15 protein-coding genes are annotated in these 13,290 nt (G+C 72.1%); 10 read left to right on the top strand and 5 right to left on the bottom strand.

What is annotated here, in order from left to right:
• Positions 1 to 52: 52 nt before the first annotated feature.
• Together IEJ02_RS03960 and IEJ02_RS03955 are read left to right on the top strand one after the other, a co-directional pair.
• A complete protein-coding gene (locus tag IEJ02_RS03960) occupies positions 53 to 1,591 on the top strand; it encodes a sensor histidine kinase (protein ID WP_223863308.1) in 1,539 nt (512 codons plus the stop codon).
• Positions 1,588 to 2,313 (top strand): response regulator transcription factor, encoded by a 726-nt coding sequence (locus IEJ02_RS03955; protein WP_191063374.1) that lies wholly within the window; start codon positions 1,588 to 1,590, stop codon positions 2,311 to 2,313. The genes IEJ02_RS03960 and IEJ02_RS03955 overlap by 4 nt, the downstream gene beginning before the upstream one ends.
• 228 nt (positions 2,314 to 2,541) lie before the next feature.
• Here the strand turns inward: IEJ02_RS03955 and IEJ02_RS03950 are convergent, their stop codons facing one another.
• Complete coding sequence (locus IEJ02_RS03950; RefSeq protein ID WP_191063373.1) at positions 2,542 to 3,186, bottom strand: GNAT family N-acetyltransferase; 645 nt, start codon at positions 3,184 to 3,186, stop codon at positions 2,542 to 2,544.
• Positions 3,187 to 3,288: 102 nt separating this feature from the next.
• On the opposite strand from IEJ02_RS03950, the gene IEJ02_RS03945 reads away from it, so the two are divergent.
• From IEJ02_RS03945 to IEJ02_RS03935, 3 genes are all read left to right on the top strand, one after another.
• Positions 3,289 to 3,498: a helix-turn-helix domain-containing protein gene (locus IEJ02_RS03945; RefSeq protein WP_137977916.1), complete on the top strand. Its 210-nt coding sequence runs from the start codon at positions 3,289 to 3,291 to the stop codon at positions 3,496 to 3,498.
• A gap of 1 nt (position 3,499) precedes the next feature.
• Positions 3,500 to 4,165 (top strand): Clp protease N-terminal domain-containing protein, encoded by a 666-nt coding sequence (locus IEJ02_RS03940; RefSeq protein ID WP_191063372.1) that lies wholly within the window; start codon positions 3,500 to 3,502, stop codon positions 4,163 to 4,165.
• Between the two features lie 72 nt (positions 4,166 to 4,237).
• A complete protein-coding gene (locus tag IEJ02_RS03935; RefSeq protein ID WP_191063371.1) occupies positions 4,238 to 4,789 on the top strand; it encodes a GNAT family N-acetyltransferase in 552 nt (183 codons plus the stop codon).
• Between the two features lie 158 nt (positions 4,790 to 4,947).
• Here IEJ02_RS03935 and IEJ02_RS03930 read toward each other — a convergent pair whose 3' ends face one another.
• The 4 genes from IEJ02_RS03930 to IEJ02_RS03915 all read right to left on the bottom strand — a co-directional run bounded on the left by IEJ02_RS03930 (position 4,948) and on the right by IEJ02_RS03915 (position 8,282).
• Complete coding sequence (locus tag IEJ02_RS03930; RefSeq protein WP_275558325.1) at positions 4,948 to 5,211, bottom strand: hypothetical protein; 264 nt, start codon at positions 5,209 to 5,211, stop codon at positions 4,948 to 4,950.
• Positions 5,208 to 6,557: a S8 family peptidase gene (locus IEJ02_RS03925; protein ID WP_191063370.1), complete on the bottom strand. Its 1,350-nt coding sequence runs from the start codon at positions 6,555 to 6,557 to the stop codon at positions 5,208 to 5,210. Before IEJ02_RS03925 ends, IEJ02_RS03930 begins: the two co-directional genes overlap by 4 nt.
• A 356-nt stretch (positions 6,558 to 6,913) precedes the next feature.
• A complete protein-coding gene (locus IEJ02_RS03920) occupies positions 6,914 to 7,387 on the bottom strand; it encodes a carboxymuconolactone decarboxylase family protein (RefSeq protein WP_191063369.1) in 474 nt (157 codons plus the stop codon).
• A gap of 325 nt (positions 7,388 to 7,712) precedes the next feature.
• The gene (locus tag IEJ02_RS03915) at positions 7,713 to 8,282 is read right to left on the bottom strand and encodes a TetR/AcrR family transcriptional regulator (protein ID WP_191063368.1); all 570 of its coding nucleotides are present in this window, start codon (positions 8,280 to 8,282) and stop codon (positions 7,713 to 7,715) included.
• 235 nt (positions 8,283 to 8,517) lie between these two features.
• Here IEJ02_RS03915 and IEJ02_RS03910 point away from each other — a divergent pair, with 235 nt between their 5' ends.
• The 5 genes from IEJ02_RS03910 to IEJ02_RS03890 all read left to right on the top strand — a co-directional run bounded on the left by IEJ02_RS03910 (position 8,518) and on the right by IEJ02_RS03890 (position 13,074).
• Positions 8,518 to 9,909: an MDR family MFS transporter gene (locus tag IEJ02_RS03910; RefSeq protein ID WP_191063471.1), complete on the top strand. Its 1,392-nt coding sequence runs from the start codon at positions 8,518 to 8,520 to the stop codon at positions 9,907 to 9,909.
• 137 nt (positions 9,910 to 10,046) lie between these two features.
• Positions 10,047 to 10,685 carry a hypothetical protein gene (locus IEJ02_RS03905; protein WP_191063367.1) on the top strand — a complete coding sequence of 213 codons (639 nt, stop codon included), beginning with the start codon at positions 10,047 to 10,049 and terminating at the stop codon, positions 10,683 to 10,685.
• An 87-nt stretch (positions 10,686 to 10,772) separates the two neighbouring features.
• Entirely contained in the window at positions 10,773 to 11,156 is a 384-nt protein-coding gene (locus IEJ02_RS03900; RefSeq protein ID WP_191063366.1) for a VOC family protein, read from the top strand.
• A 190-nt stretch (positions 11,157 to 11,346) separates the two neighbouring features.
• Positions 11,347 to 11,895 (top strand): DUF1062 domain-containing protein, encoded by a 549-nt coding sequence (locus IEJ02_RS03895; RefSeq protein ID WP_191063365.1) that lies wholly within the window; start codon positions 11,347 to 11,349, stop codon positions 11,893 to 11,895.
• A 438-nt stretch (positions 11,896 to 12,333) separates the two neighbouring features.
• Positions 12,334 to 13,074 carry a class I SAM-dependent methyltransferase gene (locus IEJ02_RS03890; RefSeq protein ID WP_191063364.1) on the top strand — a complete coding sequence of 247 codons (741 nt, stop codon included), beginning with the start codon at positions 12,334 to 12,336 and terminating at the stop codon, positions 13,072 to 13,074.
• Positions 13,075 to 13,290: the final 216 nt, after the last annotated feature.

Genomic DNA, 13,290 nt, shown 5'->3' with positions numbered 1-13,290 from the left:
AGGCGGATCCCCGAGGATGGAGCCCGTGCCCGTACCTCCCACGACCCACTCCATGGCGAAGCCCGTGAGCACCCCGCGGACGCGCTCCGCCGTCCACCGCGCGATCGCCTCCGCGTCGCGTGCCCTGCACCACGGCGCCCGCCCCGCCGAGGCCCCGGGGGAGGCCCGCAGGCGGCGGCGGGTGGACGCCCGGATCGCCGGTGCGGTGCTGGTCCTCCAGGTGGTCCTGGCACTGCTCAACCCCGACCGGAACGGACACCGCCCCGACGCGGTCGGCTGGGCGCTGCTCGCGGCCAGCGCCACGGTGCTCATCGGGCGGCGGCACAGCCCGATGGTGGTCACCGTGGCGGTGGTGTTCATGGTCGGGCCGTACCACGCCATGGACAACGTCCATATAGCGGTCGTCCCGGCCGGGCTCCTCGCCGTCTACACGCTCGCCGTCATCGGCCCGCCGCTGCGGTCCTTCCTCACCGTCGCCGCCGTGATCTCGATCATGGTGTCGGTGATGACCCTGAGCGGCAAGCCGCACGCCGGTCTCGACATGCTGCGCACCTCCGGCTGGGTGCTGTCGGTCGTGGTGATCGGCGAGGCGGTGCGCATCCACCGCAAGTACATCGCCGCGATCCTGGAGCGGGCCGAACGCGCCGAGCGGACCCGCGAGGACGAGGCGGCCCGGCGGGTCGCCGAGGAACGGCTGCGCATCGCGCGCGATCTGCACGATCTGCTCGCGCACAGCATCACGCTCATCGGCGTCCAGACCTCCGTCGCGGCGCATGTCCTGATCGCCGACCCCGAGCGGCTGGACCGCGAGGCGATGGCCAAGGCGCTCGACTCGATCGCCGACACCTGCCGGGACGCCCGTGCCGAGCTCCGGGCCACCCTCCAGGTGCTCCGCGGCGGCGCGGGCGGCGACGCCGACCGCGCGGACGAGGAGGACACCGGACCGCTGCCGGGGCTCGCCGGACTCGCCGACCTGGCCGCGGCGGCGGAGGCTGCGGGCGTCCGTGTGGACCTTACGGTCGACGTGGAGGCGTCCGAGCTGTCGCCCGCCGTGGGCGCCGCCGCGTACCGGATCGTGCAGGAGGCCCTGACCAACGCCGTTCGGCACGCGCCCGGGACCCGGGTCCGGATCACGCTCGTACGGGACGAGGGGGAGCTGTGCGTCGCCGCCGTGGACGACGGCCCCAGGGGCGAGGGCGCGCCCCTTACCGCGCCCACCGAAACGGGCTACGGCATTGTGGGCATGCGCGAGCGGGCCCGCAGCGTCGCGGGCACGCTGTCCGCCGGACCGCGCGAGGACGGGCCCGGCTTCACGATCAGGGCCGCGCTGCCGTGGGGGAGGGGCGGCTCGCCCGGCGGCCGTACGGGCACCGGCACCGCCACGGGCGCCGCCACCGGCTCCGGCATCGGCAGCGGTACCAGCGCCGCCACTTGCACCGACACCGACACCGACACCGACAGCGGTACCGGCTCCGGCACCTCCATCGCCACCGGCAGCGGTACCGGCTCCGGCACCTCCATCGCCACCGGCAGCGGCAGCGGCACCGCCGACGGACAGACCGCCGTACCGCCCAGGGAGGCCACCGCATGACCACGCCACCGGACCCCGCCCCCGGGGCCGCCGCGCCGATCAGAGTGCTGCTCGCGGACGACCAGACGCTGGTCCGTTCCGCCTTCGCCATGCTGGTCTCCTCGGCCCGCGACATGGACGTGGTCGGGCAGGCGGGCACCGGCCGCGAGGCCGTAGAACTGGCCCGCACCGCCCGCGCCGACCTCGTGGTCATGGACATCCGGATGCCCGACCTCGACGGCATCGAGGCCACCCGCCGGATCGCCGCCGACGAGGACCTCGCCGGGGTCAAGGTGCTCGTGCTGACGACGTACGACACCGATGAGCACATCGTCGAGGCGCTGCGCGCGGGCGCGTCCGGCTTCCTGGTGAAGGACACCCGTCCCGCCGAACTCCTGGACGCCATACGGACCGTGGCGGCGGGGGAGTCCCTGCTCTCGCCCGGCCCCACCGCCCGGCTCATCGCCCGCGTCCTGCGCCTGCCGGAGGCCCCGCCGCCCGGCGTTCCCGCGCCCGCCGCCCTGGCCGCGCTCTCCGAGCGCGAACGGCAGGTGCTCGGCCTCGTCGCCCGGGGCCTCAACAACGCCGAGGCCGCCCAGACGCTCGGCCTCTCACCGCTCACCACCAAGACTCATGTCAGTCGCATCATGGGCAAGCTGGGCGCGCGCGACCGCGCCCAACTCGTCATCGCCGCCTATGAGTCCGGCCTGGTCACCCCGACGGGTCGGTCGGAATCCCCGTGACGCCCGTGCCTGCGGCGGGCTGCTCCCCTCCCCGCCCCTTCCCACAACTGGGGCTCCACCCCAGACCCCGAGGCCTGGGGGCGCCAGCCGCGCGGCGGACACCCGCAGCACACGTCAGCACACGTCAGCACACGTCAGCGGACGTCAGCGCACGTCAGCGCACGTCAGCACACGTCAGACCGCAGGTCAGGGCGCGTCAGCACACGTCAGACCGCGGGTCAGGGCGCGTCAGGGAGCGCCGAACAGGGCGTGGCACGGTTCCAGGCCGGCGATCTCGACCGGGGTGGCGCGGTGCTCCTCCCAGGCCGCGCGGTCCAGCCGCAGCCGCTGAAGGGTGCGGGCCTCGCCCCTTACGGCGAGCACGGACAGCCCGTCGGGGCGGTAGCCGAGCCGCCGGGACACCCCCAGCGAGCGGCCGTTCTCCACCATCGCGCCCGAGGTCAGCGACAGCGCGCCCAGCCCCTCGAACGCCAGGTGCGCCACCGCCGCCCGCATCTCCGTGCCCAGGCCCTTGCCCTGGTGGGCAGTGCCCAGCCAGGAGCCGGTCTCGGCCTCCCGCGTGACGGCGAACTCGGTCGCGTACACGTCCTGCCGCCCGATCACCGCCCCCTCGTGCAGCACGACGAGGCTCAGCGTCCACTGCTCCGGCCGCCATTCGGCGATGGTGCGCAGCACATGCTGGAACGTGCCGCGTCCGCGCTCCTCCGGGGGCGCGTCGGTCCAGGGGACGCCGAAGGGCATCTCGTCCGGGTCGTGCACCCCGCCCGCCGCGACCGCGGCGAGCTCGTCGAGCAGCGGGACGTCGGGAAGCCGCAGCTCCAGGCGTGGCGTACGCAGGCGAAGCCCGTACAGGGGCCAGTAGTGGGGGTCCATGACGAGAGGCTGCCGGAGGCGCGGCCGCCGCGTCGAACCGATTACGAGCCGAATCGTCAACTCATGTTGACGGATAGTGGGGCGTCAACCTACATTGACAACATGACCGAAGCAACGGATCTCGCCGAGCGTGCGGGCGACCGGGACCCCCGGATCGGGCTGCGTGCCGTCGCCGCGCTGCGCCGGCTGTTGGAGCAGTTGGAGTCCGTGCAGGTGCGCAGCGCCCGCGCGCAGGGCTGGTCGTGGCAGGAGATCGCCGCCGAACTGGGCGTCAGCAGACAGGCGGTCCACAAGAAGCACGGGAGGCGTTGAGATGTTCGAGAGGTTCACCGCTGACGCCCGCGAGGTGGTACGCGGCGCCGTCGGCCATGCGGAGGAGACCGGCACCGACACGGTCGGTGAGGCCGAGCTGCTGCTCGCGCTCCTGGACCGTGCTGGCGGCGACCGTACCGGCAGCGACAGCCCAGGCAGTGACCGCCCAGGCAGCGACCGCCCAGGCAGTGACCGTAAGGCCAGCGGCCGTACGAACAGCCCCGCAGCCGAGGTCCTCACCGCCCTCGGCGCGCACGGACGCCGTGCCTCCATCGAGCGGTCGCTGGCCGAGGTCCGTCGGCGCGGGGGCATCACCGGCGCCGACGCGGAGGCGCTGGCCGGGCTCGGGATCGATGTGGACGAGATCGTCGCACGGGTGGAGGAGTCCCATGGCGTGGGCGCCCTCGCCACCGCCGGATCCACCCCCGCACGCGCTCCCCGCCGCGGCAGGCGTCTCGCGCGCCGCCCGTTCTCCCGGGAGGCCAAGTCGGTGCTGGAGCGCTCGCTGCGGATCGCCCTCGCCCGCGGCGACAAGCACATCGGCGATGAGCATCTGCTGCTCTCCCTCACCGCCCGGCCCGGCGTCGCCGCGCATGTGCTGGCCGACCACGGCGTGACGTACGTCCAGGTCGAACGGGCCCTCACCGCCCGCGCCGCGAACGGCTGACCCGGACCCCGTCCCGCGCGCGGGCGCGCAATTCGTTTGCTGTCGTGCGGCATCCGGACGCATCCTGACCCGATGCTGATCCGACGAGAGACCCGCTCCGACATCGACGCCATACGGGCCGTCACCTCGGCCGCGTTCGCGAAGTCGGACACCACCTCGGACCCCTTGAGCAGCTCGAGCCCCCCGCCTCCGATCGAGGCCACGCTGCTGGACGAGCTCCGGATCAGCGACGGCTGGTTGCCCGCGCTGTCGTTCGTCGCCACCGGCGACCGCGGCGAGGTGATCGGCCACGTCGTATGCACCCGTGGCCATGTCGGCTCCGACCTGGCCCTCGGCCTCGGCCTCGGCCCGCTCAGCGTGCACCCCGCCCATCAGGGCCGTGGCGTGGGCCTCGCGCTCGTCCACGCGGTGCTCGGCGCCGCGGACGCCTTCGGCGAATCGCTGGTCGCCCTGCTGGGCAGTCCCGCCTACTACGGCCGGTTCGGCTTCCGCCCGGCGGCCGATTACGGCATCACGCCCCCGGATCCGGCCTGGGGCGAGTACTTCCAGGTCCGGACGCTGACCGCCTATCAGCCGACCATCAAGGGGCTCTTCAGGTACGCCGAGCCGTTCGACCGCGTCTGACGCGGCACGAGCCGAGGGAGACGAGCCGAAGGGCACGAGCCGATAGGCAAGAGCTGAGGGACGCGAGCCGAGGGACGCGAGCCGAGGGACGCGAGCCGAGGGACGCGAGCCGAGGGACGCGAGCCGAGAGACGCGAACCGAGAGACGCGAGCCGAGGCTCACTGCAGCGGTGCGTCGGGCGGCGGCAGCCGGACGATCCGCTCCCGGTCCACCGACTCCACGCCGTCCACCGCCTCCAGTACCGGGATCCGGTCCTCCGCGATCGTCCCGGACAGCGAGCCCAGGATCGGCTGCTCACCGGTGACCGTCAGCCCGGCCCGGCGCGCGGCCTCCACGACCTGGGCGAACCGGTCCGGGTCGACCGAGAGGATGACCCCGACCGGCCCGGACCGTGCCGTCCGCCCCATGGCGTCCCCGCTCACGGGGCCTGGAGCAGACCCGCGCCGATGTCCGCGGCCGGTTGCGCCAGCGGATGGGCGCCGGACAGCAGACGGCTGCTCAGGTCGGCCGCCGAGGCGTCCGGATGCGCCTGGGCCAGCAGCGTGGCCACACCGGCGGCATGCGGCGTCGCCATGCTGGTGCCGCTCATCGTCTGGTACGTGCCGCCGGGCGCGGCCGAGAAGATGTCGACCCCGGGCGCGGCGATATTGACCTCCCCGCCCGCGCCGTTGATGGCGCCGCAGGAGAAGAACGCGGTCCCGAGGTCCTTGCCGAGCGCCGCCACCGCCAGGATGGACGGGCAGTTGGCGGGCCGTCCCACCGGCGCCACGAAGCCCGGCCGTCGGCTCTCGTTGCCCGCCGCGGCCACGATCACGGTGCCGCGCCGCAGCGCGCGCCGCGCCACGTTCTCGTACGTCTGCGGGAACAGCTCGCCCGGCTCCACCGGAGCCCCGAGCGACATGGAGACCACCCGGGCGCCCTGGGCGACCGCCCAGGCCATCCCCGCCAGGATCTCACCGTCGGAGCCCACGCCCTGGTCGCTGAGTACCTTGCCGACCAGCACCCGGGCCTCACCGGCCACGCCGTAGCGCGGCGCGTGCCCGGGCGTGGCCGGACCGGCCACGGTGCCGACGCAGTGGGTTCCGTGGCCATGGCCGTCCTCGACACTCGCCCCGGACACGAAGGAGGCCGTCGCCTCGACACATCCGGTCAGATCCGGGTGGTCGGTGTCCACCCCGGTGTCCAGCACGGCGACCTTCACCCCGCTGCCCGTCAGATGCGACCAGTTGGCGCGGATCCCCTGGACTCCCCAGGTGGTGTTCTGCTCGTCCCACGCCGGTCCCAGCGAGGTGGCGAGCTCGGCCCGGGTGTGCCGGGACACCTCGTCATCGTCGCTGCGGTACGTCGGGAAGAAGCCGGTCAGCGTGCGCTGCGGCTCCGTGATCACCGACGCGTACACCACGCGCTCCGGCTCCGTCGCGATGATCGTCGGCTCCGCCTCCGCCGTGGTGACCAGCGCATGGCGCTGGTCCGGCTGCACATCGACGACGGCGACACCGAGTTCGTCGAAGACCACCGACACATCGGCGCGCCCCAGCAGCTCCGCGGCACCGGGCTCGGCCCCGCGGACGCGCTCCACGGACGAGATCCCCACCGACGAGCGCAGCGCCTCCATACCGCGGTCGGGTTCCTGCTGATCGAGCAGGACCACATACCGCCCGGTGTACTCGGTCTGCTGCGCCCCCAGCGGCATACCGGCCCGCCGCTGCGGCCGCTCCCCGTTCGGCCCCTTACCCATGGGCCCCACGGGCCCAGGTCCGTTCGTCATTGCCTTTCTCCGCTCCTGTGCGCGGTCAGTGTGCTCCCCGGGATGTTCACCCGCCCCACAAGTCCCCCAAGCCCCTCACAGTCCCCGGAGCCCCCACGTCCCCCGAGCCCCTCACGTCCCCCTTATGCCCACGGTCACCCCCCGCGTGGGGGCCCGCAACTCGGGGCCCGGGCGCCCCGCGTCGATGGATCCGAAGCGGCCACGGGGCGAGGCGAACGCATGCGGGTAGGGGACGGCACGGGGAGCGGGGGATCGGACGGCCGGCCCGGTGTCGGACACCACTGGTTCCCGTGATTCCGACACCGGGCCGACCCTCCACGGATTCTCGCCGGCGCCTTACGGGAAGGCGCCGGGGCTCACCCGAACTGGCCGGGCTGGTAGTCGCCTGCGGGCTGCTGGATGATGACGTTCAGCCGGTTGTAGGTGTTGATGACGGCGATGAGCGACACCAGAGCGGCGAGCTGCTCCTCGTCGTAGTACTTGGCGGCGTTCGCCCACGCCTCGTCCGTGACGCCACCGGCCGCGTCGGCGATGCGGGTGCCCTGCTCCGCCAGTTCCAGGGCGGCGCGCTCGGCGTCGGTGAACACCGTGGCCTCTCGCCAGACCGCGATGAGGTTGAGGCGCGTCGATGTCTCCCCGGCCTTCGCGGCTTCCTTGGTGTGCATGTCGGTGCAGAAGCCGCAGCCGTTGATCTGGCTGGCGCGGATCTTCACCAACTCCTGCGTCGCGGGCGGCAGCACCGAGTCGCTGATCACCTTGCCCGCCGAGTTGAGGTGCTTCAGGAACGTGCCGAAGAGCGAGGTGCCGAAGAGGTTCAAGCGAGCGTCCATGATGGGCTCTCCTATGCGGTTGCCGTCGTTACACCTCCCTGACGGAACGGCTCGGAGAGATGTGACAGGGCCGAATGTGACCTGCGTCTCTCGTGGTGGTGGGGGTGGGCTGGGGCGGCGGTCGGCCGGGGCGGCGGGTTCTGGGCGGTCCAGCCGCCGCCTCCGGAACCCCGGGGGCGGCGGCTAGGGCGGCCGAATTGCCGACGGCCGTTCGGAGTCGGCGGGCCGGTCGCGCGTCGCGGCGGCGTTCGCGGTCACTTGCGTACCCGCGCACCAGCAGTTAGCGCGCGAGTGGTCAGCACACCAGCAGTCAGCGCACGAGTGGTCAGCGCACCAGGGGGAGGAAGACCGTGTCCACGATCTCTTCGAGGGTGTGGTCGGGCACGGGGGCGAAGGTCGTGAGGATTTCATGGCGCAGCAGGTCGAAGGGGAGCGACTTGATGCGTTCGGTGAGGAGTTCCCCTTTGATCTCGCCACGGTCGACGGCGCGGTCGAAGAGTGCGTCGAGGGCTTCCGCGCGTCCCGTCACGAGGGGGTCGCGCAGGTCGCCGGGGTTGTTTCCGGTCGCCTGGTGGTAGTCGGCCAGGCGCATGCTCATGATGGTGATGAACTGGACGCGGGTGGAGTTGATCTCCCGCATGAGGGTGAGGATGTCCTCCCGCAGGCTTCCCGTGTCGGGAACGTCGAGGCGGGACTCCTTCAGGGTGTGGACGATGGCTGCCCGGACGAGGTCGTCGCGGTTGGACCAGCGGCGATAGAGAACGGGCGGACTGGTGCCCGCGCGCTTGACGACGGCGTCCATGGTGAACCTGGCGTAGCCGGTGTCCGTGAGTTCTTCCCAGGCCGCGTCGAGGAGCGCCTTCTCCAGTGCCGCTCCGCGGCGTCGCTCGGGCATGCGCCTCTCCCTTAGATAGACTTGCCTTTCTTATCCTACCGCCTTACTGTGGCCGCCGTAAGATAGAACTCTATATCTTAAGGCTGGCTGCCTCATGAGCACTCCCCACCGGTCCGACCCCACATCCGCGGCGGCCGACCCCGATCATGTGGACCCCGATCCTGACCACGTGGACCCCGACCGTGTGGACCCCGATCGTGCGGATCCCGACCGTGTGGACCCCGCCGTGTGGCGCATGGCGATCACCCTCATCGTGGGCGCCCTCGCCGTCGTCTTCGACACCACCATCGTCAGCGTCGCGCTCAACGACCTGGCGAAGGAACTCGACGCCCCGCTGTCCACCATCCAGTGGGTGAGCACCGGCTATCTGCTGGCGGTGTTCGTCACCATCCCACTCGCCGGATGGGCCCAGTCACGGCTCGGCGGCCGGCATCTGTGGATCGCGGCCCTGGGCGGGTTCCTGCTCGGCTCGATCCTGAGCGCGCTGGCGTGGGACGCGACCGGCCTCATCGCCTTCCGTATCGTCCAGGGCGTCGCGGGCGGCATCATGATGCCGCTCATGGCCACGCTGCTCATGCAGGCCGCCCGGGGCCGCAACATCGGCAAGGTCATGGCCATCATCACCGTGCCCACCGCACTCGGCCCGATCCTCGGCCCGGTCCTGGGCGGCCTCATCCTGCATCTGGCCGACTGGCGCTGGCTGTTCTTCGTCAACATCCCCTTCTGCGTCGTCGGCGGCTGGCTCGCCCGGCGCAATCTGCCCGACGACCGGCCCGCGCCCGACCGCCCCCGCGCCCGCCTGGACGTCGTCGGCCTGCTCCTGCTCTGCCCGGGCTTCGCCGCCCTCGTCTACGGCCTCTCCCAGGTCGAGGGCAGCGCGGGCTTCGCCGACGCCAAGGTCCTCGTCCCGCTGCTCGGCGGACTCGTCCTGGTCGGGGGCTTCGCCGCCCGGGCGCTGACCCGCACCACCGGCGCCCTGGTCAATGTGCGGCTGTTCCGCCACCGCGCGGTGGCCTCCTCCTCCACCCTGCTCCTCCTGGGCGGCATCTCCCTGTACGGGTCGATGATGCTGCTGCCGCTGTACTTTCAGCAGGTCCGCGGCGAGGACGCCCTCGGCGCCGGGCTGTTGCTCATCCCGCAGGGTGTCGGTGCGCTCCTCGCCCGCGGCCTGGCCGGCGCGTACACCGATCGCATCGGCCCCCGCGGGGTCGCCTTCGCGGCGTTCGCTTTCGTCGCCGCGTCCACCGTGCCGTTCGCCTTCGTCACCGCCGAGACCAGCGAGGTCCTGCTCATGGCCGCGTTGTTCGTCCGCGGCATCGCCTTGGGCGCCGCCATGATCGCGCCCATGGGCGCCGCGTACGTCGGTCTTGAGCACGGGGAGATCCCCGACGCCAGCATCATCACCCGCATCGCCCAGCAGCTCGGCGGCGCCGTGGGCATCGCCGTCCTCGCCGTCATCCTCCAGCACAGCACCGGTGGCGCCCACACCCCGGGCGCCCTGGCCGACGGCTTCGGCACCGCCTTCTGGTGGTCGGTGGCCCTCACCGCCGTCGCCGTCCCGCTGTGCCTGCTCCTGCCCGGCCTCCCCGAACCGGCGGCCCCCGACGACGCCGATGCGGTCGGGTGACCGTGTCGCGTCCCCCCCTGCTCACACCCGTGTTAGCCGGCCGTTAGCGGGGCGGCAGCCTTGCGGTAGCGGGCCCGACCAGAGTGGGTGACGCACCGAGCAGACCACCACACCAACCGCCCCTGGGGGAACCCGAAATGAGCTCTGGCACCACTGTCCGCACCGTTCGTCGCCGCACCCTGCGCGTTGCCGCCGCGGCCCTGATCGCGGCCGCCGGCCTGACCCTGACCGCCTGCTCCGGCTCGGACACCGCCGACTCGAAGCCCGCGGCCTCCGCCGGGTCCAGCAGCGCGGACTCCTCTACCGGAGGGAAGGGCTCCGATGCCAAGGTCGACACCAAGGCGGGCGCTGCGGACAAGGCGGCATCCTCGGTTCGCACCGAGACCCTGGTGGACGGCAGCACGGCCAAGATCTACAAGCTCGGCGACCTGCACTACCGCCTCAAGATCGTCAACGACGGTGACGTCCTGGCCACGTTCGAAGCGAACGGACGCGACGCCGGGCTCGACGCCAACGGCATGTACGTCGTGCTCACGGCGGGCGGCGAGGTCCAGTCCTGGATGGGCGGCGAACACCAGGGGCCGGGCACCTTCAAGCTCGCGGGCGGTTGGACGGCCAAGGTCACGAAGGTCGGCGAGGCCCAGTACCGTGCGGAGATCATCGGCCACGGTGACGTCATGGGCACGATGGAGGCGAACGGGCACGACGCCGGGCTCGATGCCAACGGGGTGTACATCGTGCTCAGCGCCGGCGGTGTGATCAGCGCCCACCAGTAACCGCCCGCCCGGCCGCGGTTGTGGAGCCGCCTTCCGGTGGCTCCACAACCGCAGTGATTTTTCCGGTCGTCTCCGTAGACTGACGGCATGGCATGTCGCATCAGTGAGCTGATCCTCGACTGCGTCGACCCCGAGCGGCTCGCCGCGTTCTGGAGCGAGGTCCTCGGCTACGTCGAACTCAGCCGGGAGGACGACGGAAGCATCGAGATCGGGCCGCCCGACGTCGGCTTCGGCGGCCTCCAGCCCACCCTCGTCCTCAGCCCCACCAGCGACCCTCGGCCCGAGAAGCTCCGGCTGCACATCGACGTCAACGCCACCGACCGCGACCAGGACGCCGAGTTGGAGCGGCTGCTCGCGCTCGGCGCCAAGCCCGCCGACGTCGGTCAGACCGGCACCGAGGACTGGCACGTGCTGACCGACCCCGAAGGCAACGAGTTCTGCCTCCTGCGCCGCCGGCTCCAGCCCCTCTGACCGGCTTCGACAAAAACCAGTGGAGCGGCACCGCTCCGCGCCATTACCGTCCTGCCGGACCAAGTCGTCTAGGCAAGGACGTGCCGTTGTACACCGTGTGAGACCTCCCAAGCGCTGATGTGTCGCGCGTCGCGCATATGCGCCGCGCTCCTTTTTGCTGCGGATTTCTCACTGAAACCGGTGTACTTCTGTGCTCAATAACTGGGTGGTCATGCCCACCTGCCTGCCGCTCGTTCTCCGCCGTTGTCACGCGTGCCCGTCCGGGCGCTTCCGGGCGAGCGGTAAGTTTCGCGTCAACGCGAACCACAAGCTCATCGACGCCTGGCTCCTCGTGCTCTGTACCGCTTGCGGGGAAACGGCGAAGCTCACGGTCCTGGAGCGGAGGAATGTGCGCTCCGTACGACCTGAGCTGCTGGACCGGCTGCATGACAACGACCTCGGCCTGACGGCCGAGTTGCTCCAGGATCCGGTCGTACGGCGCCGCAATCGCATCGCCCTCGACTGGGACAACGCCTGGCGCCTCGACACCGGCGGATCGGATCACCTGGACCGCGAGGTCATCGACGTCTCGGTCCGCTTCGCGGCGCGGATTCCCGTCCGGCCGGTGCGACTGATCGCTGAAGGTTGCGGTCTTCCGCGGGCCGAGGTCGAGAGGCTGGTCGCGGAGGGCAAACTCGTTTCGGCGGTCCGGCTGAGCACCAAGCTCACCGGCGACTTCACCTTCACGCTCAAGCGCTGAGCCAGACCCCAGGCCCCAGACCCCAGGCCCCAGGCCCCAGGCCCCAGGCCCCGGGGCCTGGGGCGGAGCCCCAGTTGCGGGAAGGGGCGGGGAGGGGAACAGCCCGCCGCAGGCGCCAAGGCCCGCCGGACAGGCCGCCAGTCCCCAGGGCCCGGCACGGGGCTGTGACATCGGCGCCACCGCGTGCGTACGGTGAAGGAGGAGTAACCCTCGGCCGAGCCATCGTCCCGGATAGCGGATGTGATCAGCATCACCATTCCAGGGTGCCCGTACGCGCCGCCCCGTCGTCCCACGCCGCCAACTCACCCGAAACGCGCCCAGGTCGACCGCCGGGGCGTAACGCGCCGACCCTCCGCGCCGTCTCCCGCATTCGCGCAGGTGGGCACCGTCACACGCCGAGGGATCCGCCCACGCGGAGCCGGTATGTAACGTGCGCCCATGCACGCCACGGATGACTCGGCCACCCCGCATGACCACGTCCTCGGACACCGCGCCGCCGGAGGCTGGATGTTCCTCCTCGAGGCCGCCCGCGACATACGCACCACCGGGGCCCTCGCCCCCAGCGGCAGGGCGCTGGCCCACGCGCTGACCGAACCGGTGCGCTCACAGGCGGGGCGGCCGCTGAGCGTCCTGGAGGCCGGCGCCGGTACCGGGTCGGTCACCCGTTCCCTGATCCACCAGTTGCCGGCGGGCAGCCGCCTGGACATCGTCGAGGCCAACCCCCGCTTCACCGGTCGGCTGCGCGACCTCGTCCGCACCCACCCGCACCTGGCCGGACGGTCCGAGCGGATACGTGTGCACGAGGCCTACGTCGAGGAACTCGACGTAGGCCGCCGTTACGACGCGATCATCTCGGCCCTGCCCTTCGCCAACTTCGATCCCCACCAGGTAGAGGCGATCATGGGCCGGTATCTGGAGCTGCTCCGCCCCGGCGGCCTCCTGGCCTACTTCGCCTACCGCGGCACCCGGCAGGCCCGCAGCCTGCTGCCCTCCCGGAACCAGGCGCGGCGGCACCGGGCCGCCGAAGAGGTGCTGGCCGGCTACCGCCGCCGCTACGCCACCGGCCGCAGCACGGTCTGGGCCAACCTGCCCCCGGCCGACGTCTGGCACCTGCGCCGCCCCGCGGGCCGTCTCCCCGCCGCGAGCCCGACATCCGCCGGAGCCGCGGCCGGCTGGTGACCGGCACGACCCGCCGGACGGGCACCGCTAGTCCCGGAACGAACCGTCCGCCCTGCGCGCGTGCCTCGACAGCAGGTGTTTGCACTGCGGGCAGTGCCGCCTGAACCCCTTCTTGATCAGGTAGCTGATGCCGATCGTCACCACGTGCATCAGCCCCACCGCCGCGTTCTGGAACAGCCGTCCCAGCCACGACCTCGTACACGTCTCACAGTCCCG

It is taken from the genome of Streptomyces sp. 5-10 (assembly GCF_014712245.1).
Classification (GTDB): domain Bacteria; phylum Actinomycetota; class Actinomycetes; order Streptomycetales; family Streptomycetaceae; genus Streptomyces; species Streptomyces violaceusniger.
This window is presented reverse-complemented; position numbering and strand designations above follow the sequence as displayed.

What these genes read in the sequence shown, in the direction of transcription:
- IEJ02_RS03905 (WP_191063367.1), top strand. Translation starts at nt 10,047, where the DNA reads ATGAGCTCTGGCACCACTGTCCGCACCGTTCGTCGCCGCACCCTGCGC.
- IEJ02_RS03950 (WP_191063373.1), bottom strand. Translation starts at nt 3,186, where the DNA reads ATGGACCCCCACTACTGGCCCCTGTACGGGCTTCGCCTGCGTACGCCA.
- IEJ02_RS03955 (WP_191063374.1), top strand. Translation starts at nt 1,588, where the DNA reads ATGACCACGCCACCGGACCCCGCCCCCGGGGCCGCCGCGCCGATCAGA.
- IEJ02_RS03910 (WP_191063471.1), top strand. Translation starts at nt 8,518, where the DNA reads ATGGCGATCACCCTCATCGTGGGCGCCCTCGCCGTCGTCTTCGACACC.
- IEJ02_RS03940 (WP_191063372.1), top strand. Translation starts at nt 3,500, where the DNA reads ATGTTCGAGAGGTTCACCGCTGACGCCCGCGAGGTGGTACGCGGCGCC.
- IEJ02_RS03920 (WP_191063369.1), bottom strand. Translation starts at nt 7,387, where the DNA reads ATGGACGCTCGCTTGAACCTCTTCGGCACCTCGCTCTTCGGCACGTTC.
- IEJ02_RS03945 (WP_137977916.1), top strand. Translation starts at nt 3,289, where the DNA reads ATGACCGAAGCAACGGATCTCGCCGAGCGTGCGGGCGACCGGGACCCC.
- IEJ02_RS03900 (WP_191063366.1), top strand. Translation starts at nt 10,773, where the DNA reads ATGGCATGTCGCATCAGTGAGCTGATCCTCGACTGCGTCGACCCCGAG.
- IEJ02_RS03890 (WP_191063364.1), top strand. Translation starts at nt 12,334, where the DNA reads ATGCACGCCACGGATGACTCGGCCACCCCGCATGACCACGTCCTCGGA.
- IEJ02_RS03915 (WP_191063368.1), bottom strand. Translation starts at nt 8,282, where the DNA reads ATGCCCGAGCGACGCCGCGGAGCGGCACTGGAGAAGGCGCTCCTCGAC.
- IEJ02_RS03935 (WP_191063371.1), top strand. Translation starts at nt 4,238, where the DNA reads ATGCTGATCCGACGAGAGACCCGCTCCGACATCGACGCCATACGGGCC.
- IEJ02_RS03960 (WP_223863308.1), top strand. Translation starts at nt 53, where the DNA reads ATGGCGAAGCCCGTGAGCACCCCGCGGACGCGCTCCGCCGTCCACCGC.
- IEJ02_RS03925 (WP_191063370.1), bottom strand. Translation starts at nt 6,557, where the DNA reads ATGACGAACGGACCTGGGCCCGTGGGGCCCATGGGTAAGGGGCCGAAC.